At 68.2% G+C, this 23518-nt stretch carries 23 protein-coding genes and 1 tRNA gene; 18 read left to right on the top strand and 6 right to left on the bottom strand.

Annotation, left to right across the window (positions count from 1 at the left end):
- Positions 1 to 38: 38 nt before the first annotated feature.
- The gene (locus tag AC1M14_RS21435; RefSeq protein ID WP_102774260.1) at positions 39 to 557 is read right to left on the bottom strand and encodes a hypothetical protein; all 519 of its coding nucleotides are present in this window, start codon (positions 555 to 557) and stop codon (positions 39 to 41) included.
- A 339-nt stretch (positions 558 to 896) separates the two neighbouring features.
- On the opposite strand from AC1M14_RS21435, the gene rpsO reads away from it, so the two are divergent.
- The 4 genes from rpsO to AC1M14_RS21415 all read left to right on the top strand — a co-directional run bounded on the left by rpsO (position 897) and on the right by AC1M14_RS21415 (position 5544).
- Positions 897 to 1166: a 30S ribosomal protein S15 gene (gene rpsO / locus AC1M14_RS21430; protein ID WP_006223612.1), complete on the top strand. Its 270-nt coding sequence runs from the start codon at positions 897 to 899 to the stop codon at positions 1164 to 1166.
- A gap of 90 nt (positions 1167 to 1256) precedes the next feature.
- A complete protein-coding gene (gene pnp / locus AC1M14_RS21425) occupies positions 1257 to 3419 on the top strand; it encodes a polyribonucleotide nucleotidyltransferase (protein ID WP_479730421.1) in 2163 nt (720 codons plus the stop codon).
- 172 nt (positions 3420 to 3591) lie between these two features.
- Positions 3592 to 4314, top strand: coding sequence for a hypothetical protein (locus tag AC1M14_RS21420; RefSeq protein ID WP_479730420.1), 723 nt, complete (start codon positions 3592 to 3594; stop codon positions 4312 to 4314).
- A 12-nt stretch (positions 4315 to 4326) separates the two neighbouring features.
- Positions 4327 to 5544, top strand: a complete 1218-nt coding sequence (locus tag AC1M14_RS21415) for a threonine ammonia-lyase (protein WP_102774263.1) — start codon at positions 4327 to 4329, stop codon at positions 5542 to 5544.
- 18 nt (positions 5545 to 5562) lie between these two features.
- Here AC1M14_RS21415 and AC1M14_RS21410 read toward each other — a convergent pair whose 3' ends face one another.
- Together AC1M14_RS21410 and AC1M14_RS21405 are read right to left on the bottom strand one after the other, a co-directional pair.
- Positions 5563 to 6111, bottom strand: coding sequence for a PIN domain-containing protein (locus AC1M14_RS21410; protein WP_246842508.1), 549 nt, complete (start codon positions 6109 to 6111; stop codon positions 5563 to 5565).
- 534 nt (positions 6112 to 6645) lie between these two features.
- Entirely contained in the window at positions 6646 to 7569 is a 924-nt protein-coding gene (locus AC1M14_RS21405; protein ID WP_209165089.1) for a carbon-nitrogen hydrolase family protein, read from the bottom strand.
- 82 nt (positions 7570 to 7651) lie between these two features.
- Between AC1M14_RS21405 and AC1M14_RS21400 the strand changes: the two genes are divergently transcribed.
- From AC1M14_RS21400 to AC1M14_RS21380, 5 genes are all read left to right on the top strand, one after another.
- On the top strand, positions 7652 to 8644 hold the full coding sequence (locus tag AC1M14_RS21400) for a LysR substrate-binding domain-containing protein (RefSeq protein ID WP_479730419.1): 993 nt from the start codon (positions 7652 to 7654) through the stop codon (positions 8642 to 8644).
- Positions 8641 to 9567, top strand: a complete 927-nt coding sequence (locus tag AC1M14_RS21395) for a LysR family transcriptional regulator (protein ID WP_479730418.1) — start codon at positions 8641 to 8643, stop codon at positions 9565 to 9567. Before AC1M14_RS21400 ends, AC1M14_RS21395 begins: the two co-directional genes overlap by 4 nt.
- 171 nt (positions 9568 to 9738) lie before the next feature.
- Positions 9739 to 10947 carry a CaiB/BaiF CoA transferase family protein gene (locus tag AC1M14_RS21390; RefSeq protein WP_479730417.1) on the top strand — a complete coding sequence of 403 codons (1209 nt, stop codon included), beginning with the start codon at positions 9739 to 9741 and terminating at the stop codon, positions 10945 to 10947.
- A 75-nt stretch (positions 10948 to 11022) separates the two neighbouring features.
- A complete protein-coding gene (locus AC1M14_RS21385) occupies positions 11023 to 11982 on the top strand; it encodes a Bug family tripartite tricarboxylate transporter substrate binding protein (RefSeq protein ID WP_111826501.1) in 960 nt (319 codons plus the stop codon).
- A gap of 28 nt (positions 11983 to 12010) precedes the next feature.
- Positions 12011 to 12931 (top strand): hydroxymethylglutaryl-CoA lyase, encoded by a 921-nt coding sequence (locus AC1M14_RS21380; RefSeq protein WP_102774271.1) that lies wholly within the window; start codon positions 12011 to 12013, stop codon positions 12929 to 12931.
- A gap of 6 nt (positions 12932 to 12937) precedes the next feature.
- Here AC1M14_RS21380 and AC1M14_RS21375 read toward each other — a convergent pair whose 3' ends face one another.
- On the bottom strand, positions 12938 to 13375 hold the full coding sequence (locus tag AC1M14_RS21375; RefSeq protein ID WP_102774272.1) for a universal stress protein: 438 nt from the start codon (positions 13373 to 13375) through the stop codon (positions 12938 to 12940).
- Positions 13376 to 13557: 182 nt separating this feature from the next.
- A tRNA-Ser gene (locus AC1M14_RS21370) sits at positions 13558 to 13645 on the bottom strand.
- Positions 13646 to 13796: 151 nt separating this feature from the next.
- Between AC1M14_RS21370 and AC1M14_RS21365 the strand changes: the two genes are divergently transcribed.
- The 4 genes from AC1M14_RS21365 (at position 13797) to AC1M14_RS21350 (ending at position 17182) form a co-directional block, all read left to right on the top strand.
- Positions 13797 to 14774 (top strand): NAD(P)H-quinone oxidoreductase, encoded by a 978-nt coding sequence (locus AC1M14_RS21365; RefSeq protein WP_102774273.1) that lies wholly within the window; start codon positions 13797 to 13799, stop codon positions 14772 to 14774.
- 124 nt (positions 14775 to 14898) lie between these two features.
- Positions 14899 to 15645 (top strand): triose-phosphate isomerase, encoded by a 747-nt coding sequence (gene tpiA / locus AC1M14_RS21360; protein WP_479730416.1) that lies wholly within the window; start codon positions 14899 to 14901, stop codon positions 15643 to 15645.
- A 21-nt stretch (positions 15646 to 15666) separates the two neighbouring features.
- Complete coding sequence (gene secG, locus AC1M14_RS21355; RefSeq protein ID WP_102774275.1) at positions 15667 to 16146, top strand: preprotein translocase subunit SecG; 480 nt, start codon at positions 15667 to 15669, stop codon at positions 16144 to 16146.
- Positions 16147 to 16348: 202 nt separating this feature from the next.
- Positions 16349 to 17182 carry a MurR/RpiR family transcriptional regulator gene (locus AC1M14_RS21350; RefSeq protein WP_209165133.1) on the top strand — a complete coding sequence of 278 codons (834 nt, stop codon included), beginning with the start codon at positions 16349 to 16351 and terminating at the stop codon, positions 17180 to 17182.
- Here the strand turns inward: AC1M14_RS21350 and AC1M14_RS21345 are convergent.
- On the bottom strand, positions 17176 to 18012 hold the full coding sequence (locus tag AC1M14_RS21345; RefSeq protein WP_479730415.1) for an HAD-IIA family hydrolase: 837 nt from the start codon (positions 18010 to 18012) through the stop codon (positions 17176 to 17178). The genes AC1M14_RS21350 and AC1M14_RS21345 overlap by 7 nt on opposite strands.
- Before the next feature lie 207 nt (positions 18013 to 18219).
- On the opposite strand from AC1M14_RS21345, the gene AC1M14_RS21340 reads away from it, so the two are divergent.
- Genes AC1M14_RS21340 through AC1M14_RS21320 form a run of 5 tightly spaced genes read left to right on the top strand, consistent with a single transcriptional unit; the run spans position 18220 to position 23513 of the window.
- A complete protein-coding gene (locus AC1M14_RS21340; protein ID WP_479730414.1) occupies positions 18220 to 19158 on the top strand; it encodes a phosphate/phosphite/phosphonate ABC transporter substrate-binding protein in 939 nt (312 codons plus the stop codon).
- A complete protein-coding gene (locus AC1M14_RS21335; RefSeq protein ID WP_479730413.1) occupies positions 19155 to 20015 on the top strand; it encodes a phosphonate ABC transporter ATP-binding protein in 861 nt (286 codons plus the stop codon). The genes AC1M14_RS21340 and AC1M14_RS21335 overlap by 4 nt, the downstream gene beginning before the upstream one ends.
- Positions 20012 to 21016, top strand: coding sequence for a phosphonate ABC transporter, permease protein PhnE (gene phnE / locus AC1M14_RS21330; RefSeq protein ID WP_209165081.1), 1005 nt, complete (start codon positions 20012 to 20014; stop codon positions 21014 to 21016). The genes AC1M14_RS21335 and phnE overlap by 4 nt, the downstream gene beginning before the upstream one ends.
- A gap of 21 nt (positions 21017 to 21037) precedes the next feature.
- Positions 21038 to 21226, top strand: a complete 189-nt coding sequence (locus AC1M14_RS21325) for a hypothetical protein (protein ID WP_209165080.1) — start codon at positions 21038 to 21040, stop codon at positions 21224 to 21226.
- A 37-nt stretch (positions 21227 to 21263) separates the two neighbouring features.
- Positions 21264 to 23513 (top strand): phosphocholine-specific phospholipase C, encoded by a 2250-nt coding sequence (locus tag AC1M14_RS21320; RefSeq protein ID WP_479730412.1) that lies wholly within the window; start codon positions 21264 to 21266, stop codon positions 23511 to 23513.
- The last annotated feature ends 5 nt before the right edge of the window (positions 23514 to 23518 follow it).

Below are 23518 nucleotides of genomic sequence, written 5' to 3'. Positions count from 1 at the left end.
GACGAACCGGCGGGTTTTGTTTTGGGCCGGGCCCGGCGCTACCACCACATGAAGCGGTCTTCGTCGTACATGGGGTCGGGGCCGGGGTGGAAATGCGTGACCTTATTGCCGTCGCGGCCCATGTATACGTACATGAGCGAGTTCCACACGCCGTTCTCCTTGTAGCGGTACGACCACACCACCTCGCGTTTTTCGCCCAGGCCGGTTTCCTCGATGCGGGCCGGCGGGCCGAATTCGCAGCGCACCCGGTCGGGGCTCCAGTCGCCCTGTTCCAGCACCTTGAAGTGCGCGTCCGTCAGCAGCGGCAGCACGCGGTCCACGCGGCCGTCGGCGCCCACGTTGGTGCCCCAGGCGTACTGGCCCATGGGCTGCTGCGTCCAGATGACGCGGCGCCCGCCGTTGGCCTGCGGGCATTCGAAATTCGGGTTGCCGAACTGGGTCAGGACCTCGCCGTAAGGGGTGCCCGGCTGTATCTGGGCCATGTTGGCGCAGGCCGACAGGCCGGCCAGCGCGGCGGCGGCCAGCGCGCCGCGGGCGATCTTGTAGTATTTGGACATATTCATCTCCTGCGAAGCTCGGTTCGCGGCCGTCCAGCCGGGCCCGAAAGGGAGAGGCGGGCGGTGCATTGGGGTAATTCTAGCGAATCGGCTATAATCATCGAGCTTTATCAAGTGTATTGATTTGAGCAAGGTATTTAAGCAAGTACTTTGTGCCGGCCACAGCAACCGGAAAGTGCATCGAAAGTCGGGCGTCGAAGCTCGCCTGAGCACGTTTCAGGGCGCTGTTTGAGTCATCATTGGCAGCAGTGAGAAAGCGAATACAGCCAGGCTCGCACAAATTTTTTCCAAACCACGTCAGGGCGCCTCGGCCCTGTCGCATGTCCGAAGAGGTCATTAATGTCTGTTGCTGACATCAAGAAATCCGATATCGTTGCGCAATTCCAACGCGCTCAAGGCGATACCGGCTCCCCCGAAGTCCAGGTGGCTCTGCTCACCGCCCGTATCAACGAGCTGACCGGTCACTTCAAAGAACACATGAAGGATCACCACTCGCGCCGCGGTCTGCTGCGCATGGTCAGCCGTCGCCGCAAGCTGCTCGACTACCTCAAGGGCCGCAATCCCGATTCGTACCGCGCACTGATCGAAAAACTCGGTCTGCGCAAGTGATCGACGGGGCTGGCTCCCCATGACGCAACCGTGGTCGGTGCGACGCATGTCGCGGCGGCCACGGTTTTTCATTTGTAAGGAATAATCGTCATGTTCAATAAAGTGACAAAATCGTTCCAGTACGGCCAGCACACGGTCGTCCTGGAAACCGGCGAGATCGCCCGCCAGGCTTCCGGCGCCGTGATGGTGTCGATCGAGGACACCGTCGTCCTGGCCACTGTCGTGGCTTCCAAGAAGGCCAAGCCGGGCCAGACGTTCTTCCCGCTGACCGTCGACTACATCGAAAAGACCTACGCCGCCGGCCGCATTCCCGGCGGCTTCTTCAAGCGCGAAGGCAAGCCGTCCGAGAAGGAAACGCTGACCTCGCGCCTGATCGACCGTCCCCTGCGTCCGCTGTTCCCCGAAGACTTCTACAACGAAGTCCAGGTGGTCATCCACACGCTGTCGGTCAACCCCGAAATCGATCCGGACATCGCCGCCATGATCGGCGCCTCGGCCGCGCTGGCCATTTCGGGCATCCCGTTCAACGGCCCGATCGGCGCCGCCCGCGTGGGCTACATTGATGGCCAGTACGCCATCAACCCGACCGCCTCGCAGCTGAAGTCGTCGCAGCTGGACCTGGTCGTCGCCGGCACCGAGAACGCCGTGCTGATGGTGGAATCGGAAGCCCGCGAGCTGTCCGAAGAAATCATGCTGGGCGGCGTGGTCTACGGCCACGAGCAGATGCAGGCCGTCATCAACGCCATCCACGAACTGGTCAAGGAAGCCGGCAAGCCCGATTGGGACTGGCAGCCGCCGGCCAAGGACGAGGCCCTGATCGCCGCCGTCACCGCCGCCGCCCAGGAAGGCCTGAGCGCCGCCTACCAGATCCGCGAAAAGCAGGCCCGCACCACGCAGCTGCGCGAAGTCTACGCCAGCGTGTCGGAGAAGCTGAACGCCGCCGCCGCCGAGAAGGCCGAGCCGGCCCCGGACGCCGTGACCGTCGACAACATCCTGTTCTCGCTGGAATCGGCCATCGTCCGCGGCCAGATCCTCAACGGCGAGCCGCGCATCGACGGCCGCGACACCCGCACCGTGCGTCCGATCAGCGTGCGCCTGGGCGTGCTGCCCCGCGCGCACGGCAGCGCGCTGTTCACCCGCGGCGAAACCCAGGCGCTGGTCGTCGCCACGCTGGGCACCAAGCAGGATGAGCAGATCATCGACGCGCTCATGGGCGAGTACCGCGACCGCTTCATGCTGCACTACAACATGCCTCCGTTCGCCACCGGCGAAACGGGCCGCATCGGCGTGCCCAAGCGCCGCGAAATCGGCCACGGCCGCCTGGCCAAGCGCGCGCTGATCCCGCTGCTGCCGGCGCCCGAGGACTTCCAGTACACCATCCGCATCGTGTCGGAAATCACCGAGTCCAACGGCTCCTCGTCGATGGCTTCGGTCTGCGGCGGCTCGCTGGCCATGATGGACGCCGGCGTGCCGGTCAAGGATCACGTGGCCGGCGTGGCCATGGGCCTGATCCTGGACGGCGGCAAGTTCGCCGTGCTGACCGACATCCTGGGCGACGAAGATCACCTGGGCGACATGGACTTCAAGGTCGCGGGCACCGAGAACGGCGTCACCGCGCTCCAGATGGACATCAAGATCCAGGGCATCACCAAGGAAATCATGCAGGTGGCGCTGGCCCAGGCCCGCGAAGGCCGCCTGCACATCCTGGGCAAGATGAAGGAAGCCCTGGACGGTTCGCGCGGCGAGCTGTCGGCTTTCGCCCCGCGCATGCTGACCATCAAGATCAACCCCGAGAAGATCCGCGACGTGATCGGCAAGGGCGGCGCCACCATCCGCGCGCTGACCGAAGAAACCGGCACGCAGATCGACATCTCCGACGACGGCACGATCGTGATCGCCAGCGTCGACGAAGCGCAGGCCAAGGAAGCCCAGCGCCGCATCGTCGAGCTGACCGCCGACGTCGAAGTGGGCCAGATCTACGAAGGCTCGGTGCTGCGCCTGCTGGACTTCGGCGCCATCGTGCAGGTGCTGCCGGGCCGCGACGGCCTGCTGCACATCTCGGAGATCGCCAACTACCGCATCGCCAACATCAACGATGTGCTGAAGGTCGGCCAGCAGGTCCGCGTCAAGGTCATCGAGGCCGACGACAAGGGCCGCCTGCGCCTGTCGATCAAGGCCATCGGCGGCATCGAGCAGCAGCAGGCCGCTGCCGCTCCGGAAGCCGCCCCGCAATCGGAACCGCAAGCCGAATAAGCCTGCGCGACCGGTAGCCAGGAACGGCGCCCCTCGGGGCGCCGTTTTTCATTCTGTAGCCGGCCGCGGCCGACGACGCGCCGATTTCCTGTAAAGTCTTGCGCGAAGAGCCGGACCGGGCCGATGCCGCCGGCGGCCGGTAGAGCGCATGGGGGAAACGGATGGGCAAGGCATGACCGTATGGCTGAGATCCGCTGGCGCGGCGGGGCTGATCGCGGCGCTGCTGGCCGGCTGTATGAACCCCGCGCCCGGCCAGCGCGGGCCCAAGAGCGAGGACATGTCCGCCGACCAGTTCGGCCAGACCGACTTCAACCGCACCGTCACGCTGGAGGTGCGCGACAACCTCGCCAGCCTCTACGTGCTGCTGGACAAGCTGTATCGCCGCAACCCGCGCGAATGGCGCAAGACCGGGGCCCCGGACCAGGCCAAGGCGGTGGCGCTGGTCAAGCACGCGATCGAAGTCCGCATCCCGCCCCGCGACCTGCAGGGCCTGCGCGACATCCAGATCCTGGCGGTGTCGCTGGACCCCAACTACACCGGCGACCGCGTCGGCGCATTCATCTACGGCCTGGCCGACACCATCATCGCGGCCCATAATGGGAAAACCCGCTTGTACGCCATGGACGCGCTGGACGGGCAGCGGGTCTACAATGCCGCACGGAACGTCGAAGCGGCCGCCTGGCTGCTGGCGTCGCGCCGCGACAACCAGGGCGAACCGCTGCTGCTGGCCAACGAAATGTCCCAGAACGCCACGAACCTCAGCTTTGAGCGCGAATTCGGCGCCATCATCGGCCGGTTGGACCTGATCGCCAACCTGCTGGGCGAGAACGCGCGGCGCATCGGGATCAACTATGCGCAGGGGCTCTTGCTCTTCAATTTCCTTCCGGTGCGCTAAGGATTTCCCATCGTGATCGATATCGCTTCCATTCAGACCGCCCGCGAGAACCTGCGCGGCCAGGTGCTGAAGACCCCGTTTACCCTTTCCCGCACGCTGTCCGATATTTTCGGCGCCGAGATCTGGCTGAAGTTCGAGAACCTGCAGTTCACGGCTTCCTTCAAGGAGCGCGGCGCGCTGAACCGCATGCTGACCCTGTCGGACGCCGAGCGCGCCGCCGGCGTGATCGCCGTGTCCGCCGGCAACCACGCCCAGGGCGTGGCCTACCACGCGCAGCGCATGGGCGTGCCGGCGGTGATCGTGATGCCGCGCTTCACGCCCACCGTGAAAATCGCCAACACGCGCCGCTTCGGCGCCGAGGTGGTGCTGGCGGGAGACACCTTCGACGACGCCAAGGCGCGCGGCTACGAGCTGGCCCGGGAGCGCGGGCTGACCATGATCCATCCGTACGACGACGAGGCCGTCATCTCGGGGCAGGGCACCGTGGCGCTGGAAATGCTGGAAGACCAGCCGCAGCTCGACATGCTGGTCATCGCCATCGGCGGCGGCGGCCTGATATCCGGGGTCGCCACCGCGGCCAAGGCGCTCAAGCCCGGCATCGAGATCGTCGGCGTGCAGACCGAACGCTTCCCGTCCATGTACGCCGCGGTCACCGGCGTCTCCATGCCGCAGGGGCAGTACACCATCGCCGAAGGCATCGCCGTCAAATCGCCCGGCGCGCTGACCCAGCCCATCGTCAGCAAACTGGTCGACCGCATCGAACTGGTGTCCGAAAGCGATATCGAACACGCCATCGTGGTGCTGCTGGAGATCGAAAAATCCGTGGTCGAAGGCGCCGGCGCGGCCGGCCTGGCCGCGCTGCTGCACGCGCAGGAAGCGGGCAGCGACCGCTACAAGGGCAAGCGCATCGGCCTGGTGCTGACCGGCGGCAACATCGACCCGCTGATGCTGGGCGAACTGATCGAGCGCGGCATGGTGCGCGCCGGACGCCTGGCGCGCATCCGCGTGGACCTGCGCGACCTGCCGGGCGCGCTGGCCCACGCCACCAAGCTCATCGCGGACGCCCAGGCCAACATCACCGAGGTCCACCACCAGCGCGCCTTCACCTCGCTGCCGGTGCGCAACGTCGAAGTCGACTTCGTGCTGCAGACCCGCGGCCCGGACCACATCCAGGAAGTGATCGACGTCCTGAACGCGGCGGGATTCGCCGCCAGCAACCACGACCACTGAGCGCGGCCGCGTGGCGGCTCAGCCCGCCTCGCGCGCCAGCAGATTCCTCAGGCCGTACAGCCGCTCGCGATGCAGGGTGGCCGCCAGCGGCTCGGGTTCGCGCCCCAGCGCGACGTAGTCGGCCGGCACCTGCGCCACCGCTTCGCGGATACGGTCGGCGCCGGTCTGCCACCATTGCACCAGCATGCGGTCCGGGTTATAGACGTCCAGCCCCTGGCGCCGCAGTTCGGAACGGTTGAAATCCTTCAGGTTCCAGGTCAGCACCTGCACCACCGGCGGCTGCTGCAGGCCGCAGCGGGCGCGCCGCGCCAGCCCGGCCGCGATCACGTGGAAATCCTTGGGATCGCTGTAGCGCAGCGACGCCTCGTAGACCGCTGTGTCCAGCTCCCGGGCGGCCGGGAAACGCGCATTCATCTCGTCCCACATCTCGCTCATGACCTCGGGCGGGATCTCCCAGATACGCGAGGCGTTGCGGCGCCATTCCTCGCCGATGCGGTCGGTCCAGACCGGCACGAACACCCCCGCCTCGGCCAGCCGCAGCAGCAGGCGGCGCAGAATGCCGGACATGAGAACGCAGGCGTCCAGGACGATGAAGGGCGGAGAGACGGCAGGGACGGTCAAGATGCGGCCGGACAGGGTGGAAAGGCGAGGCGCAAGAATAATGGACTCTTCGGCAGCGCTGCGCGACTGGCGCAGGCGATGCGCGGGGAATGGGTGGTGCCCGAGACCGGAATCGAACCGGTACGGCCGCGAGGCCGAGGGATTTTCTTACCACTTCGGCTTTCGCCGCCAGCGCGGGCGCTGTTCGTGGTCTGGAGCACGCCTTCACCTTAGCCTTGCGGCCTTAGGTGCCCGCCGTCTGCTCTCTACACCTTCCCCGGCGATACGGCCTGGGCTTGGCTCGGCGTTGGCTCGGAACGGGTCCAGGGCATTCGCCGAGTTTGACGGGCTACACCTTTGGAGTTTCCTCCAAAGGGCTCAAATTGATTCAAGTCCCTTGTGTCTACCAATTTCACCACTCGGGCGTTGCCGGCCCGGTGAGGGCCGGCAGCGGGCGTGACTATACCATCCCGCGCATGGGGATATTGGCGGCGGCGTCCATCACTCGGTGAAACGCACGGACGTGCGCGGCCGTTCGTCCACGGTCAGGGAAAACACGTCGGGACGCGCATAATGCCCCACCACGTCGAAATCGTAGCGGGCCCGCACCAGCTCTTCGGTATCGACCTCCGCGGTCAGCAGCCCCGTCCCGCCGTGCATCGGCCCGGCCAGCACCTGGCCCAGCGGGCCGACGATGACCGAGCCGCCGTTGATCAGCGGCCTGGTGGCTTCCCAGCCCGGCACGTCCTGGCCGAGTTCGGCGGGCGAGGGCTGCACCTGGCAGGCGCTGACCACGAAGCAGCGGCCTTCGTGGGCGATGTGGCGCATCGAGCATTGCCAGATGTCGCGTTCGTCCACCGTGGGCGCGCACCAGATTTCGACGCCCTTGGCGTACATGGCGGTGCGCAGCAGCGGCATGTGGTTTTCCCAGCAGATGGCGCCGCCGATGCGGCCGGCGGCCGTGTCGACCACGGGCAGGGTGGAGCCGTCGCCCTGGCCCCAGATCAGCCGCTCGGTGCCCGTTGGCATGAGCTTGCGGTGCTTGGCGGCCAGGCCCGCGCCGGGCTCGAAGAAGAGCGCGGTGCAGTACAGCGTGCTGCCGCCGCGTTCGATCACGCCCACGACCAGGCTGGCGCCGGTGCGCTGCGACAGGGCGGCCAGCGCGTCGGTTTCCGGGCCGGGCACGTCGATGGCGTTCTCGTAATAGCGGGCATAGGCCTCGCGGCCTTCCGGCAGGCGGTAGCCCAGGCGGGTGCCGAAGATTTCGCCCTTGGGGTAGCCGCCCAGCAGCGCTTCGGGCATGACGACCAGCGCGGCGCCGCTGGCGGCGATGTCGGTTTCGAAGGCCAGGATGTGTTCCAGCGTGCGGGCCTTGCCTTCGGGGGAAGCGCCGATCTGCAGCGCGGCGACGGTTTTCGCGGTCATGGGGGTCTCGCGGGTGGATGGAGGGTCGGCACAGTGTCCGGCCCGCCCTAAAATCAATCAATCCCGCCCGGAGATAAATGATATGAACAGAATTGATATCGAATCGACGGACCTCAACCTGCTGAAGGTCTTCGAGGCGATCTACGACGAGGGCGGGGCCGGCCGCGCGGCCTTGCGCCTGGGCGTGACGCAGTCGGCAGTCAGCGCCGCGCTGGGACGCCTGCGCACGCTGTATGCGGACCCGCTGTTCGTGCGCACCGGCCGGGGCCTGGCGCCCAGCCTGCGGGCGCGCGAGCTGCGGCCGGTCATCGGCGAGGCGCTGGACAAGTGCCGCCAGAGCCTGGCGCTGGCGCGCCCGGAGGCGGCGGATTTCGCCGGGCGGTCGGTGACGCTGGGCCTGTCCGACGACTTCGAGATCGCGCTGGGGCGGCAGGCGATCGGCGCGCTGGCCGCCAGCGCGCCGGGCCTGCGCCTCATCTTCCGGCAGACCCACAGCCGGCTGGCCGCCGACATGCTGATGGCGCGCGAGGCCGATCTGGTCATTGCTTCGGGCGGCCTGGCTTCTCATGCCCTGCAGCGGGTGACGGTCGGGCAGGGCGGCTACGCCTGTCTGCTGGACCCGGCGAGCCTGACGCCGGGACAGGCGGCGCTGACCGTGGACGAGTTCATCCGCCGCCGGCACGTGCTGGTGTCCTCGGGCGGCTTCATCGGCGTGGTGGACGAGGTGCTGCACGGCCTGGGGCTGGCGCGGCGGGTGCTGGCGTCGACCACGCATTTCGCCGCGTTGGCCTTTCTGTTGCGCGGCAGCGATTCCATTTCGACCCTGCCCGCGCATGCCGCGCGCGGACTGGCCGCGGCCACGGGGCTGCGCATGCTGCCCTGTCCGCTGGCCATGCCGGGCTACGCCATCGAAATGGGATGGCGGACTGACGCATTGCGCGACGCGGCGGTGGCGGCGGTGAGGCGCAGCGTGCTGGGCCTGCTGGAGGCGTTCGACTGGATGCCTTCGGGCACGGCTATCGGGGAAACCCCCGTGACCGCTGCGGCGGACAACGCGGGACACTTGCGCCCATGAAACCCGCCGCACCCCTCATCCCGCCGCCGCGCGACATCGACCTGGTGTCGCTGCGCCTGTTCCTGTCCGCCCTGCAGGAAGGCAGCCTGGCGCGCGCCGCCGCCCGCGAGAACATCGTGCCTTCGGCGGTCAGCAAGCGCATGTCGGAAATGGAAGAGGCGTTCGGCGTGCTGTTGCTGGAACGCGGCGTCAAGGGCGTGCAGCCCACGCCGGCCGGCGATGCGCTGGCCGCGCACGTGCGGCGCCTGCTGCAGGACATGGAGCGCATGCACCGCGAAATGGCGGGATTCGCGACCGGCGTGCGCGGGCGCGTCAGGCTGGCGGTCAGCGTGGCGGCGCTGTCCGGCGAGCTGCCGGAGCAGATCCAGTCGTTTCGCCGCGCGCATCCGCAGATCGACATCCTGCTGCAGGAGGACACCACGCAGGCCGCGTTTCGCGCCGTGCTGGAAGGGCAGGCCGACGTGGCGGCGGGCTCGGACTTCGGCCACGAGGGCCTGCAGGTCTATTCCTGCGGCCATTGCGAGCTGGCGGCGGTGGTGCCGGGGCAGCATCTGCTGGCCGAACGCGAAACGCTGGACTATGCGCAGCTGCTGCCCTATGAGCAGATCGAGCTGAACCGCGACAACGGCATCAGCAGCGTATTCGAGCAGGCCGCCCGCGAGGCCGGCGTGACGCGGCGCATCAGCGCCCGCGTCAGCGCGCACGAGACCATCTGCACGCTGGTTGCCCGCGGCATGGGCGTGGCGGTGGTGCCGCTGTACCTGAAGGCGCGCCACGCGCACCTGGACATCCGTTTCATCCGCCTGACCGGTCCCTGGTCCAGCACGCCCTTGTGCATCGCCGTGCGCGACCCGGACGCGCTGGCGCCGGCGGCGCGCACGCTGCTGGCGCACCTGGGCGTGCTGCCCGCCGCCGGCGCATGACGCCTCACTGGGGCTAACCCGGACGTTCCGAAACGAGAATGCCCCGGTGCTGAAAGACCGCTACCCGCGACGCGCCCGCGGCGGCGATCATGGATGCATTGCGGCGGCGGCCGGCCCGGTTTCCGGAGCGGGCCGCGCCGGTTCATCCAACGCGGGCCAGAGGAAACATCGATGAGCGCAGCACCGGCTTCACCCTTCATGGACAACGACGAATTACCCTTGCGCGGCATCAAGGTGCTGGAGCTGTCCCACATGATCATGGGGCCGGCGGCCGGCCTGGCGCTGGCCGACCTGGGCGCCGAAGTCATCAAGGTCGAGCCCATCGAAGGCGACCGCACGCGCCGCCTCAAGGGTTCGGGCAGCGGCTATTTCCCGGTGTTCAACCGCAACAAGCAAAGCCTGGCCATCGACCTGAAGGCGCCGCAGGGGCAGGCGGTGGTGCGCGAGCTGGCGCTGCAGGCCGACATGCTGGTGGAGAACTTCCGCGACGGCAGCCTGGCCCAGTACGGGCTGGACTACGAATCGCTGTCGGCCGCGAACCCGAGGCTGATCTACGTATCGCTCAAGGGCTTTCTGTCCGGCCCCTACAAGCACCGCACCGCGCTCGACGAAGTGGTGCAGATGATGGGCGGGCTGGCCTATATCAACGGGGGCGCCGATACGCCGCAGCGCGTGGCGGCGTCGGTCAACGACATCCTGGGCGGAACGTTCGGCGTGGTGGGCGCGCTGGCGGCCCTGCACGACCGCCATCTGACGGGGCGCGGCCGGCACGTGCGCTCGGGCCTGTTCGAGAACAACCTGCTGCTGGTGGCGCAGTTCATCGCCCAGTACCAGTTGACCGGATCGGCGCCCAGGCCCATGGGCGCCGAGCGGCGGCCGCCCTGGGGGGTATACGACATCTTCGATACGGCCGACGGCCGGGTGTTCGTGGCGGTGGTCGGCGATGCGCAATGGCGCAACTTCGCGCAGACCTTCCTGCCGCCGGAATGGGCCGCCGATCCGCGGCTGGCCACCGCCGTCGATCGCGAAGCCGCGCGGCCGTGGCTGGTGCCGGGCGTGGCCGAGATCCTGAAGACCTGGAAGACGGATGCGCTGTGCGCCGCGCTGGAGGCGGCCAACCTGTCCTACGGTCCGATCCGCCAGCCGCACGACCTGCTGCAGGACGCGCACCTCAACGCCGGCGGCGCGCTGCTGAAGACGCGGCTGCCGGACGGCGGCGAGATCGACGCGGCGGCCCTGCCGATCGAATTCGACGGCCGCAAGGCCGGCAAGCGCTGCGACCCGCCCCACCGGGGCGGCGACACGCAAGCCATCCTGCGGGGCCTGGGCTGGGATGCCGAGCGTATCGACGCCTTGCGCTCGGCCGGCGTCATCGCCTGAGGGGACGCAGGCGCCCGAACCCCGTCGAGGCGGCGACAGACCGCCAAGACTTCCATCGAAGAGGAGACACCCGAGATGATCCGCAAACTTCTGGCGGTGGCCGCCCTGGCCGCCGCGTGCACGGCGCACGCGCAGGACTACCCCAACAAGCCCATCCGCATCATTATTCCGTCCACGCCCGGCGGCGGCACCGACTATATCGGCCGCCTGATGAGCACCAAGCTGCATGAACTCAACGGCTGGGCCGTCATCCCGGAAAACAAGCCGGGCGCGGGCACGGCGCTGGGCCTGGCCGAGGCGGCGCGCTCGCCCGCCCAGGGCTACGACCTGGTGATAGGCCAGTCCGACAACGTCACGCTGATACCGCTGCTGATGAAGGTGTCGTACGACCCGGTCAAGGACCTGGCCCCGGTGGCGCTGGTGGCCACCACGCCCATGGTGCTGCTGGTGGCCGACGGCTCGCCGTACAAGACCCTGCCCGAAGTGATCGAGGCCGCCAAGAAAGAGCCCAACAAGATCTCGTACGGCACCTCCGGCACGGGCGGCGGCGTGCACATCGCCATGGAGATGCTGCAGCACGAGGCCGGCTTCAAGATGCAGCACGTGCCATACAAGGGTTCGGCGCCCGCGCTGGCGGACCTGATGGGCGGCCACCTGCAGTTCGCGGGCTCCTCGATCTCGTCGGCCGCGACGCTGATCAAGTCCGGCAAGGTGCGCGCGCTGGCCGTGACCTCGCCCAAGCGCAATCCCGCGCTGCCGGACGTGCCCACCGTCGCCGAGCTGGGCTACAAGGACTTCAGCGTGGTCACCTACTACGGCGTGCTGGCTCCGGCCAAGACGCCCAAGGCCGTGGTGTCCCGCCTGAACAGCGATTTCAACAAGCTGCTGGCGCGCAAGGACGTGCAGGAGGCGCTGGCCTCGCAGGGGCTGGAGACCGATCCGGTTTCCACCGAGCAGTTCGCCGCGCTGATCCAGTCGGACATCGGCAAGGCGCGCGAGACCATCAAGAGCGCGGGCATCGTGGTGCAGCAATAAGCCCGCTTCAGACCACAGGACGCCGCATATGAACCAGGAAGTCAGGCTTTGCGAAGTGGGCCCGCGCGACGGGCTGCAGATGGCCAGGGGCATGATGTCCGCCGCCGACAAGCTGCGCTGGATAAGGCAGTTGGCCGAGGCCGGGCTGCGCGAGATCGAGGTGGGCAGTTTCGTGTCGCCGCGGCTGGTGCCGCAGATGGCCGACACCGGCGCCATCCTGCCCGAAGCGCTCAAGGTGGAGGGGCTGACGGTCTGTGCGCTGGCCTGCAACCTCAAGGGCGCCATCGCCGCCTACGAGGCCGGCGCGCACGTGCTGTCGTTTCCCGTCTCGGTCAGCGACACGCACAGCCGCGCCAACGTGGGCAAGAGCACGGACGCGCAGCTGGAGGCGCTGGCGGCCATCGTCGACTGGGTCCGCGCCCAGGGCCGGCCCATGCGCATCGACGCGGCCGTGGCCACCGCCTTCGGCTGCTCGCTGGAGGGCGCGGTGCCGCTGCCGCGGGTGGCCCGGGTGGCGGCGGCCGCGGCCCGCGCCGGCGCCGACGAGATCGCCTTGGCCGACACGGTGGGCTACGCTCATCCCGCCCAGGTCCGCGACGCGGTGCGCGCCGCCCAGGACGCCGTGGGCGCGCGCCTGACCAAGCTGCACCTGCACGACACGATGGGGCTGGGGCTGGCCAATGCGCTGGCCGGCCTGAATGAAGGCATCCGCAGCTTCGACGCCTGCCTGGGCGGGCTGGGCGGCTGCCCGTTCGCGCCCGGCGCGTCAGGCAACATCGTCACCGAGGACCTGGTGTTCATGCTGGAAAGCATGGGCTATGGCACCGGCATCGACCTGCCGCGGCTATTGGCCGCGCGTCCCCTGCTGGCCGAGGCGCTGCCGCAGGAAAGCCTGCGCAGCGGCGTGGCCGCCGCCGGGATTCCCAAGACCTTCCGGGCGGCGGCCTGACAGGCCTCAGCGATACACCAGCACCGGCAGCGTGGAGTGCGCCAGCACCTTCTGCGTTTCGCTGCCCAGCAGCATGGCGGCCATGGCGCCGTGGCCGCGCGAGGACATGGCGATCAGGTCGCAGCCCTGGGTCATCGCCAGGTCGATGATGGCCTGGTAGGGGCTGTTGCTCTCGCGCATTTCGGTCGTGCAGGCCACGCCGGCGGCCTGCGCCTTGGCCGCGGCCTGCGACAGGTACGACTGGGCCAGGTCGCGCGCGTGGCGCTCGTACTCCGTGCGCACGCCCTGCAGCTGCACGGCTTCCATGGAAATGGTATGGAAGGGGCTGTAGACCGTCAGCACCGTGACTTGCGCGCCCAGCGCGCGGGCCATGCCCAGTCCTTGCTCCAGTCCGGAGAAGGACAGCGCGGAGCCGTCGATGGGGATGAGTATGTGCTTGTACATGACAACCTCCCTGGAGTGGGGGAGGGCGCGCCGGTCCGGGAGCCCTCCGCAGGAGCGTGAACAGCGACAGCTATCGTCATACTACGCCTTGCGGCGCATTCCGGCGAACCGGGCCGGCGCCGCGGATGCCGCGCGGGGACGAAAAAAAGCCCTTGCGCACGCAAGGGCTTGATTTCCTGTGTTGGCGGAAGCGGTGAGATTCGAACTCACGAACGGTTGCCCGTTGCCGGTTTTCAAGACCGGTGCAATCGACCACTCTGCCACGCTTCCGGGGGGCTTTGCCGCGCATTGTGCGGCACAGTATTGTGCGGCAAATCTTGCGGCGATTCGACCATCTGGCAAACAATCGGGCCGAGGCGGACGCGATCCGCAGCAAAGGGCGCAATAATAATCCATTTGATGCAAAGGAAGGAGGCACGCGATGCACGCCGTAGAAATCTCCCGCCCGGGCGGCCCCGAGGTCCTGGTCCCCGTGGAGCGTCCCACGCCGCAAGCCGGCGCGGGTGAAGTCCTGATCAAGGTCAGCGCGGCCGGGGTCAACCGCCCGGACGTGTTCCAGCGCAAGGGCAACTACGCGCCGCCTCCCGGCGCCTCTGACCTGCCCGGCCTGGAAGTGGCCGGCGAGATCGTCGGCGGCGACGTCGCCGGCAGCGGCCTGGCCGTGGGCGACCGCGTCTGCGCGCTGGTGGCCGGCGGCGGCTACGCGGAATACTGCGTCGCGCCCGCGGCGCAATGCCTGCCCATCCCCAAGGGCCTGTCCGATATCGAGGCCGCGGGCCTGCCGGAAACTTATTTCACGGTCTGGAGCAACGTGTTCGACCGCGGCCGGCTGTCCGAGGGCGAGAGCCTGCTGGTGCATGGCGGCGCCAGCGGCATCGGCACCACGGCGATCCAGCTTGCCCGCGCACTGGGCCACAAGGTCTACGCCACGGTCGGCAGCGACGAGCGCGCCCGCGCCGTGGAAGCCCTGGGCGCCACGCTGGGGATCAACTACAAGACCCAGGACTTCGTCAAGGAAGTGCTGGAGGCCAATGGCGGGCGCGGCGTGGACGTGATCCTGGACATGGTGGCCGGCGACTACATCGCCCGCGACATGCAGTGCCTGGCCGACGATGGGCGCATCGTCATCATCGCCCAGCTGGGTGGGGCCCGCGCCGAGGTGGACACGGCCCAGGTCATGCGCCGCCGCCTGACCATCACCGGTTCGACCCTGCGTCCGCGGCCGGTCGCCTTCAAGGGCGCCATCGCCCGCGCGCTGCGCGAACGCGCCTGGCCGCTGCTGGAAAAAGGGGACATTAAGCCCATCGTGCACGCGACCTTCCCGCTGGCCGAGGCCGCCCGGGCCCACGCCATGATGGAAAGCGGCGAAAACATCGGCAAAATCATTCTGACGATGTAAGAATCGCGGGGCCTCTCGGCGTAGCGCCCCGCAACAGGATACAATCACGGGTTTCGCCTGGAATTATTTCCAGGCAGGCCCGTGGGCGCTTTTCGCCGCCCGCATCCTCTCTAGACACTACGCCATGACTTCAGTCGAAAACCGCGCCCGCCTCGTGCTGGGCAACTGGAAGATGCACGGTAACCTGGCCGAGAACGCTGCGTTGCTGACCGAGCTGCGCGCCGCGGATGCTGCGAGCCACTGCGAAATCGGCGTCTGCGTGCCGTTTCCGTACCTGGCGCAAGCCGCATCGGCCCTGACCGGAAGCAGTGTGTCCTGGGGGGCGCAGGACGTCAGCGCGCACGAAAAGGGCGCCTATACCGGCGAGGTGTCCGGCCCCATGCTGAAGGAATTCGGCTGCCGCTGGGCGCTGGCCGGCCATTCCGAGCGCCGCGTGCTGCACGGTGAAACCGACGAAACGGTGGCCGCCAAGGCCCAGGCCGCCCTGGCCGCCGGCCTGACGCCGGTGGTCTGCGTCGGCGAATCGCTGGCCGACCGCGACGCCGGCAATACCCTGGCCGTGATCGAGCGCCAGCTCAAGCCGGTGCTGGCCCTGGGCGCCGACGCCGTGTCGCGCATGGTGCTGGCCTATGAACCGGTCTGGGCCATCGGCACGGGCCGCAGCGCCAGCCCCGAGCAGGCCCAGGAAGTCCACGGCGCCATCCGCGCCTCGCTGCGCGCGCTGGGCGCGGAGCAGGTGCAAGTGTTGTACGGCGGTAGCGTCAAAGCTGCCAACGCCGCCAGTCTGTTCGCCATGACTGATATCGACGGGGCCCTGGTCGGCGGCGCGTCGCTCGTGGCCGAAGAATTTTTGCGTATCGCCGCCATCTAAGTTTCCGCTCCGGAGTCTGTAATGCCCATCACGTTCAAACTTCTGCTGGCCGTCCAAGTGATCTCGGCGCTGGCTATCATCGTCCTGGTCCTGCTGCAGCAGGGCAAAGGCGCCGACATGGGGTCCGCCTTCGGCAGCGGCTCGGCCGGCAGCCTGTTCGGCGCCACCGGCGCCGCGAACTTCCTGTCGCGCGCGACCAAGTGGGCCGCCGTCGTGTTCTTCGCGTCCACCGCCGGCCTGGCCTACTTCAGCCACCAGGGCTCGGCCGCTCCCGGCGTCGATTCGGGCGTGATGCAAAGCTACCCGGCCGACCGTTCGGTGCCCCAGGTGCCGGGTTCGTCGGCGCCGGCCTCGTCCGTGCCGGGCGCCGCATCGGTGCCCGCCGCCCCGGCCAAGCCCGACGCCTCGGTGCCGTCGGTGCCGGCGGCTCCGGCCACCCCCGCGCCCGCCGCGCCGGCTCCGGCCGCCGGCGACAAGCCGGCCGAAACGCCGGCGAAGTAAGCCACAGCAGTCCACGGGGCCGGCGCAAGCCGGCCTTTTTCTTGGGCGTCTGCCGGAGCCGCTGTCATGCGAGGCGGCAACGGGTAGGGTATCGTTGCCCACGCACTCGTTTTCCGCTCATCGATCCGCCATGGCCACATCCAAACGCTCCTCCCGCCTGCCGTCCGCTCCCGCCGAACCGCAACGGGGTTCGCCGCAGGCCATGCTGGCGCGCATCCAGAGCCTGCTGCCGTCCATGGGCGCGGCTTCGCAGCGTATCGGCGAGTTCGTCATCCGCCATCCGGCGGATGTGGTCCACATGTCGGTCAGCGAGGTAGCCGAGCGCACCCAGTCCAGCGAAGGCAGCGTGGTGGGTTTCTGCAAGCTGCTGGGCGCCACCGGCTTTCAGCAGCTGAAGATCGCGCTGGCGCAGCAGATCGTGCAGCCGGTGCAGTACATCCACGAAGACCTGGCCGCGCGCGACACTCCGGAGCAGGTCGTCAGCAAGATTTTCCATAGCAATATCCAGACCTTGCAGGAAACCGAATCGGTGCTGGACGTGGCCGCGCTGTCTACGGCGGTGGAGCTGATCCGCGGCGCGCGGCGAGTGGAGATCTACGGCATCGGCAGTTCTGCGGTGATCGCGCATGATGCCCACTACCGCATGCTGCGCATCGGCCTGCGCGCGACGGCGGTGACCGATTCGCACGTGCAGGCCATCAGCGCTTCGCTGACGGGGCCGGATGTGGCGGTGCTGACCATCTCCCACTCGGGCAGTACGCACGAAACCGTGCTGGCGACGCGGCTGGCCAAAGAGGCGGGCGCACGCACCGTGTGCATCACCAACTTCGGCAAATCGCCGATCCAGGAATATGCGGACGTGGTGCTGCACACCATGTCGCGCGAAACGCGCTTTCGCACCGAAGCGATGACCAGCCGCCTGGCGCAGCTGGCCATCATCGATACGCTGATCGCCTGCCTGGCCCTGTCCGACTACGACAAGGCCGTCGCCACCTTGCGCAGTACCTTCGACGTGCTCTCGAACAAGCGCTACTGATTCGCGACCCCGGCCGGCAGCGCATGCCGGCGCGGGCAGGCTGATCCGAGCAGCCGCGCCATGTCCGGCGCATCTGCGTGCGGCGCGTCGCCCACCAGCAGATAGCCCATTCCCAGCCGGGTCGCTCCAAGCGCGTCGGTGCGCACGTTGTCGCCGATGACCGTGACGTCCTGCGCCGCCAGTCCGAGCCGGCGTAATCCCTCTTCGAACAGCATGGCCGCGGGCTTGCCGAGTATTTGCGGCCGTACGCCGGGCGCGCAGGCCAGCACTGCCTGCAGCAGCGCGCCGGTCTCGGGCACCAGCGACCCTTGCGGACCCGGATGGGTGAGGTCGCCGTTGCTGGCCATCAGGGCGGCGCCGCGCGCCAGTTCGCGCGCCAGAACCTGCAGCATGGCGTAGCTGAAGCTGCGGTCGCGCGCCAGCAGCACGATGTCGGCGTCCCGTGAAACCAGCGCCAGGCCGAGGCCGGCGGCGCAGGCGCGCAGGGTTTCGGAGCCGCACAGCATCAGCCTGGCGCGCGGATGGCTGCGGGCGATGTGGCGCACCGCCTGTTCGCCGGCCAGAACCAGCGCATCGGCCTGCACCGGCAGGCCCTGAGCCCGCAGCCGCGGCGCCAGGCCGGCGGCCGTATCGGTGGAATTGTTCGACACGACGACGTGGCGACCGGCCCAGCGGGTCAGCAGTTCCGCGGCGCCAGGTATCACTTCGTGCCCCCGGATCAGCGTGCCGTCCAGGTCCAGGATCAGGCCGCGGGAGCGCTGCGTCCAGGGCGGCTCGTCAGGCGGAAGATCGGAAAGCGGCGGCATGGAGGCATGGGCAACACGGGTCATGGATGGGCTGGGTGGCGCAGACGGTTATGCGGGGGCGCGGGGCCGGTTTACGGATCGAATTCTATCTGAATAAAATTCAAAAATAGTCTTTTGTGTATTGAGTGTTTTTCATTTTTCTGTCATGTGCGATGCCTAATCTGCGTTCCGGAATCAGGGCCGGCCTTCAACGCGCCCCGATGGCAACCTCACCAAGACAAGGAACCACACATGAAATCGCTGCGCTTGCAGGCTCCCGCACTGGCGCTCATCTCCCTGCTGGCGGCCACGCCGCTGGCCCAGGCCCAGTCCCTGGCCGACGGCTCCGCGCAGCGTCCGCTGCGCGTGCTGCTGATTCCCGCCGACGGCGGAACGGAGTCGGGCACCAAGGCCGACTACGCGCCCATCTTCAATGCCATCACGCGCAGCACGGGCCTGCATTTCCAGCTGACGGTCGGCCAGTCCTACGGAGCGGTGGTCGAGGGGATGTGCAACCAGTTGGCCGAGGTCGCGTTTCTCGGCCCCGTCTCGTATGTACAGGCGCATGAGCGTCAGTGCGCGCAATTGCTGGCGGTGGGCGTGCAGAAGGGCGAGTCGGCTTATTACGCCGCCATGTTCGCCAAGGCCGATTCTCCGATAAATTCGCTGGCCGATCTGAAGGGCAAGCGGGCCGCGTTCGGCGACGTGAACTCGGCCTCCAGCTTCACCTTCCAGGTGGCTTCGATGGTCAAGGACGGCATGAATCCGGCCAAGGATCTGGCCGCACTGCAACTGACCGGCAGCCACGCCAGCAGCCTGGCGGCGCTGGTGCAGGGGCAGGTCGACGCGGCCGCGCTGTCGTTCGATTCGTTCGACAAGGCGGTGCGCCAGGGCGCGGTGGATCCCAAGTCCGTCAAGGTGTTCTTCAAGAGCGAGCCGATTCCGTATCCGCCGCTGGCGATGAACACCAGGCTGCCCGAGACGCTGAAGGCCACGCTCAAGCAGGCTTTCTCCAAGGTGCATCAGGCGCCTGGCGTGACGCCGGACATGGTGCGCGGCTATGGCGGCGCCAAGCTCGACCGCTACGACACGGAATTCTCCGAAGCGCAGTTCGCCGGCCCGGCCTCGAAGCTGTCGCTGCTGACCGACGAGCTCAAGGGCGAAATCCTCGACAAGGCGGCGCAACGGTGAGCGCCCACGCCAAGAAAACGGACATGCTGCGCTACGAATCCGTGGGCATGCGCTACGCCGACGGCACCGCCGCCCTGAATTCGGTTTCGCTGCAGGTGCCGCGCGGCCAGTTTTGCGTGATCCTGGGCGCCTCGGGCGCCGGCAAATCGACGCTGCTGCGCATGGCCAACGGGCTGACCACGCCTACACAGGGCCAGGTGTGGGTGGACGGCGAGCAGGTCCGGCCCTCGACGCTGGCGGCGCTGCGTCCGCGCATCGGCATGGTGCACCAGCATTTCAACTTGGTGCCGCGCGCCACCGTCGCCACCAACGTGCTGTCCGGCGCGTTGCCGATGCTGCCGGCCTGGCGCGCCTATCTGCTGCGCTTTCCGGCCGATTTGCGCGAGCGCGCCTGCCGGCTGGTGCGCGAAGTGGGCCTGCAGCCCGAGCATTTGCGCCGCCGCGTAAGCGAGCTGTCGGGCGGCCAGCAGCAGCGCGTGGGCATCGCCCGCGCCTTCATGCTGGAGCCCGCGCTGCTGCTGGCCGACGAGCCGGTGGCCAGCCTCGATCCGCGCATCAGCCGCGACATTCTCGGGCTGCTGCGCGACCAGGCCCGCGAGCGCGGCGCCACGGTGTTGTGCAGCCTGCACCAGGTCGACCTCGCCCGCGAGTTCGCCGACCGCATCGTCGCCCTGCGCCAGGGGGCGATGGTGTTCGACGGGCCGCCCGGCGCGTTCGACGAGGCCACGGCGCGGGCGCTCTATCAGGCGGGCGGGCCCGCTGCGCATCTGGAGGCGCAGGCCGGCGGCATGCCGGCGGGACGGCGCCTGGCGCCGCTGGCGCGCCCGGCGATTCTTTCCGCGGGAGGTGCGCGATGAACACGCAGACCGACAACGCCGCCTGGCGGCTGGACCCGCCGTATGGCGCGCGTGCGCTGCTGGTCGTCATCGCCGCGCTGATGCTGTTCCTGTACACCGGCAAACGCGTCGAGATGGACCGGATGGCCGTGCTCACGGCCGACGGCGCGCTGGCCGCGGTGGGGCTGAAGCAGCAGTCCCAGGTCACCTCCGGCCTGGGCGCGCTGGCCGACAGCCTGTTCCCGCTGCAGATCTCCTACCGCACCGAAACCTCGCGCATCGAAGGCTTCGACCCGGACAGGCTGCCGTGGCTGGCGCGGATCGAAACGCAGCAGGTGACCGAGAGCAGGCTCAATCCGCACACGCTGAAGATGGAAGACGAGGTGTCCACGCGCACCTATCTGGTCGAGCCGGTGGGCTATCTGTGGCGCGTGGCGGTCAAGATGGTCGAGACCTTCGAGATCGCCATCTGGGCCACGCTGCTGGCGATGCTGGGCAGTGCGCCGCTGGCATACTGCAGCGCGCGCAACTACGCGCCCAACCGGTTGCTGTACGTAGCCGCGCGGGCGTCGGTAAGCCTGTTTCGGGCCATGCCGGAACTGATCTGTGCGCTGTTCCTGGTGCTGGCCTACGGCTTCGGACCCATCGCCGGCGTGTTGGCGCTGGCCATCCATTCGATGGGGTTCCTGGGCAAGTTCTACGCCGAGGACATCGAGACGGCCGACACCAGGCCGCAGGAGGCGCTGGCCGCGATCGGCGCCAGCAAGCTGCGGGTGCTTGCCTACGCGGTGCTGCCCCAGGTGCTGCCCAAGTTCACCGGCTACACGCTCTACATCCTGGACCGCAACGTGCGCATGGCCACCGTGGTGGGCCTGGTGGGCGCTGGCGGCATCGGGCAGGAGCTCAAGGGCCGCTATGACATGTACCAGTACGCGCACGTCGGGACGATTCTCGTCGTGATTTTCATCACCGTGTTTTTGCTCGACCAGGTGGCCGCCCGGCTGCGGCGCCGCCTGATCTGAATTCCCTGACCTGGAGTAGACATGACCCCGTACTTTTTTGCACCGGGCCGCGCCCTGGTTGCGGCCATCGCCCTGAGCCTGACGCTTGCCGCATGCGGCGGCGACGATTCGGATGACGGAACACCCACACCGCCCCCGACCGAAGAACCCGGACAGCCCGGACAACCCGAACAGCCGCCGACCGCGCCGCAATTGCGCTGCGCGCCGTGAACGACCGTCCCGTCCAATCCAACGCCCGAGTCTCCCCATGACCAAGACCTCCGCTCCCCACTCCGCCGTTCCCGCGTCGCCGGGACGCCGCCAGTTCTTCCGCGCATCGGCCAAGACCGCCGGCGCGCTATCGGCGATGGCCTTGCTGCCCGCCTCCATTCAGCGCGCGCTGGCGATTCCCGCCGCCGTCGAAAGCGGCACCATCAAGGACATCAAGCACGTGGTGATCCTGATGCAGGAGAACCGCTCGTTCGACCATTACTTCGGCACGCTGCGCGGCGTGCGCGGCTTCGGCGACCGCTTCCCGATTCCGCTGCCCACCGGAAAGTCGGTGTTCTACCAGCCCAACCCGACCGGCGGCCAGGATATCCAGCCCTTCCGCCGTGACTCGCGCATCAGCAACGCGCTGATCGGGTCCGGCACCCCCCACAACTTCCCCGACCAGCAGGCGGCATGGAACCAGGGCAAGATGGACCGCTGGATCCAGTTCAAGAACCAGGCGACGATGGGGTTCTTCATGCGCGAGGATATCCCGTTCCAGTTCGCGCTGGCCGACGCTTTCACGATCTGCGATGGCTACCACTGTTCCATTCTGACCGGCACCGATCCGAACCGGATCGTGTTCTGGTCTGGCGCCAACGCCAATCCGGAACTGCAGAAGCTGGGCGTCAATTGCACAGACACCGATTCCGAACCGGTCAATTCGCGCTGCTGGCCGAGCCCGTCGAACTGGGTCGCCGGCCGGGCGCAGCAGCCGGACGGTTCGGGCCAGATCGATCCCGCGACGGGCGCCTACAACTACAAATACAAGAACAGCGCCTTCAAGTGGGATACCTTGCCGGATCTGCTGGAACGGGCCGGCGTCAGCTGGCACATCTACCAGAACATGAACAACAACTGGACGGGCGCCATGCACGGCTGCCTGGCTTTCGAAAGCTTCCGCAAGGCCCAGCCGGGTTCGCCGATCTATGAACACGGCCTGACGGGCGGCCCCGAGAAGAGCGACGGCGCCGTCAACTTCCTGGCCCAGCTCAAGCAGGACGTGGCCAACGGCACCTTGCCGGAGGTTTCGTGGGTGCTGCCCACGCAGGCCCTGGCCGAGCACCCCGGCAGCAGCGAAGGCGTGGCCGGCGCGGCCGACTTCGTCTCGGACGTGCTGGACGCGCTGACGTCCAACCCCGAGGTCTGGAGCAAGACCGCGCTGTTCGTGACCTTCGACGAGAACGACGGCTTCTTCGACCACCTGGCGATGCCGGCGGTACCGTCGTACGACGCGAACGGCGTGTTGATGGGCAAGTCCACCGTGCCGCTGGACGGCGAGTACTTCGACGCCTCGGTGGGCAATTACCTGAAGTCCGAGGACACTATCACCGGCAAGATCCGCCCCTGGGGCTTGAGTTCGCGCGTGCCGATGTACGTGGTCTCGCCGTGGAGCAAGGGCGGCTGGGTCAACTCGCAGGTGTTCGACCACACCTCGGTGGGGCGGTTCCTGGAGCAGCGTTTCGGCATTTCGGTGGACGCCATCAGCCCCTGGCACCGGGCGGTGTGCGGCGACCTGACCACCTGCTTCGATTTCGTCAGCCCGAACGATCCGACCGTGCCCAGGCTGCCCGACACCAGCAACTATCCCGCGATCAACGCGGCCCAACGGCTCTTGCCCACCAGCCCGGTAACGCAGGCGCCCGCCACGCCGCAGCCACTGTATCAGGAGACCGGCACGCGCCTGTCGCGAGCGCTGCCGTACGAACTGCACACTAGCGCCCGTATCGGCAGCGACGGCGCCGTCGAACTGCTGTTCGCCAACAGCGGGGGGACCGGCGCGGTATTCCATGTCTACGACAAGCGCAACCTGGACCTGATTCCGCGGCGCTACACCGTCGAGGCCGGCAAGACGCTGTCCGACGTCTGGACCGGCGGGGATTACGAGCTGTGGGTCTACAGCAGCAATGGCTACGTGCGCACGTTCGCCGGCAACACCCAGCGCGGCGCGGCCGTGGAAGTCCAGGTCTGCTACGAGCCCGCAGGCAGCAAGCTGTACGTGAAGCTGTCCAACCGCGGCGCGGCCGCCGTGCAGGTCGCGTTGCAGGCCAACGCCTACCGCGCCGACGGCCCCTGGAGCCTGGCGGTCGAACCGGGCGCGGTGGCCGAACACCACTGGTCCATCGCAGAGAGCGGCAACTGGTACGACTTCACCGTCGCCGCCGAAGGCTTCGAGCGGCGCTTCGCGGGGCGCATGGAGAACGGCCGCCACGGCGTCAGCGACCCGGCCATGGCCCTGCATCTGTGATGCAG

Source organism: Achromobacter sp. SX5 (genome assembly GCF_056711425.1).
The sequence above is the reverse complement of the archived record's forward strand: the minus strand, read 5'-3'. Positions and strand labels throughout refer to the sequence as shown.

What these genes read in the sequence shown, in the direction of transcription:
- AC1M14_RS21390 (WP_479730417.1), top strand. Translation starts at nt 9,739, where the DNA reads ATGAGCGCAGCACCGGCTTCACCCTTCATGGACAACGACGAATTACCC.
- AC1M14_RS21395 (WP_479730418.1), top strand. Translation starts at nt 8,641, where the DNA reads ATGAAACCCGCCGCACCCCTCATCCCGCCGCCGCGCGACATCGACCTG.
- AC1M14_RS21410 (WP_246842508.1), bottom strand. Translation starts at nt 6,111, where the DNA reads ATGTCCGGCATTCTGCGCCGCCTGCTGCTGCGGCTGGCCGAGGCGGGG.
- AC1M14_RS21345 (WP_479730415.1), bottom strand. Translation starts at nt 18,012, where the DNA reads ATGACCCGTGTTGCCCATGCCTCCATGCCGCCGCTTTCCGATCTTCCG.
- AC1M14_RS21420 (WP_479730420.1), top strand. Translation starts at nt 3,592, where the DNA reads ATGACCGTATGGCTGAGATCCGCTGGCGCGGCGGGGCTGATCGCGGCG.
- AC1M14_RS21435 (WP_102774260.1), bottom strand. Translation starts at nt 557, where the DNA reads ATGTCCAAATACTACAAGATCGCCCGCGGCGCGCTGGCCGCCGCCGCG.
- AC1M14_RS21340 (WP_479730414.1), top strand. Translation starts at nt 18,220, where the DNA reads ATGAAATCGCTGCGCTTGCAGGCTCCCGCACTGGCGCTCATCTCCCTG.
- AC1M14_RS21405 (WP_209165089.1), bottom strand. Translation starts at nt 7,569, where the DNA reads ATGACCGCGAAAACCGTCGCCGCGCTGCAGATCGGCGCTTCCCCCGAA.
- AC1M14_RS21350 (WP_209165133.1), top strand. Translation starts at nt 16,349, where the DNA reads ATGCTGGCGCGCATCCAGAGCCTGCTGCCGTCCATGGGCGCGGCTTCG.
- rpsO (WP_006223612.1), top strand. Translation starts at nt 897, where the DNA reads ATGTCTGTTGCTGACATCAAGAAATCCGATATCGTTGCGCAATTCCAA.
- AC1M14_RS21385 (WP_111826501.1), top strand. Translation starts at nt 11,023, where the DNA reads ATGATCCGCAAACTTCTGGCGGTGGCCGCCCTGGCCGCCGCGTGCACG.
- tpiA (WP_479730416.1), top strand. Translation starts at nt 14,899, where the DNA reads ATGACTTCAGTCGAAAACCGCGCCCGCCTCGTGCTGGGCAACTGGAAG.
- AC1M14_RS21375 (WP_102774272.1), bottom strand. Translation starts at nt 13,375, where the DNA reads ATGTACAAGCACATACTCATCCCCATCGACGGCTCCGCGCTGTCCTTC.
- phnE (WP_209165081.1), top strand. Translation starts at nt 20,012, where the DNA reads ATGAACACGCAGACCGACAACGCCGCCTGGCGGCTGGACCCGCCGTAT.
- AC1M14_RS21380 (WP_102774271.1), top strand. Translation starts at nt 12,011, where the DNA reads ATGAACCAGGAAGTCAGGCTTTGCGAAGTGGGCCCGCGCGACGGGCTG.
- AC1M14_RS21400 (WP_479730419.1), top strand. Translation starts at nt 7,652, where the DNA reads ATGAACAGAATTGATATCGAATCGACGGACCTCAACCTGCTGAAGGTC.
- pnp (WP_479730421.1), top strand. Translation starts at nt 1,257, where the DNA reads ATGTTCAATAAAGTGACAAAATCGTTCCAGTACGGCCAGCACACGGTC.
- secG (WP_102774275.1), top strand. Translation starts at nt 15,667, where the DNA reads ATGCCCATCACGTTCAAACTTCTGCTGGCCGTCCAAGTGATCTCGGCG.
- AC1M14_RS21325 (WP_209165080.1), top strand. Translation starts at nt 21,038, where the DNA reads ATGACCCCGTACTTTTTTGCACCGGGCCGCGCCCTGGTTGCGGCCATC.
- AC1M14_RS21320 (WP_479730412.1), top strand. Translation starts at nt 21,264, where the DNA reads ATGACCAAGACCTCCGCTCCCCACTCCGCCGTTCCCGCGTCGCCGGGA.
- AC1M14_RS21365 (WP_102774273.1), top strand. Translation starts at nt 13,797, where the DNA reads ATGCACGCCGTAGAAATCTCCCGCCCGGGCGGCCCCGAGGTCCTGGTC.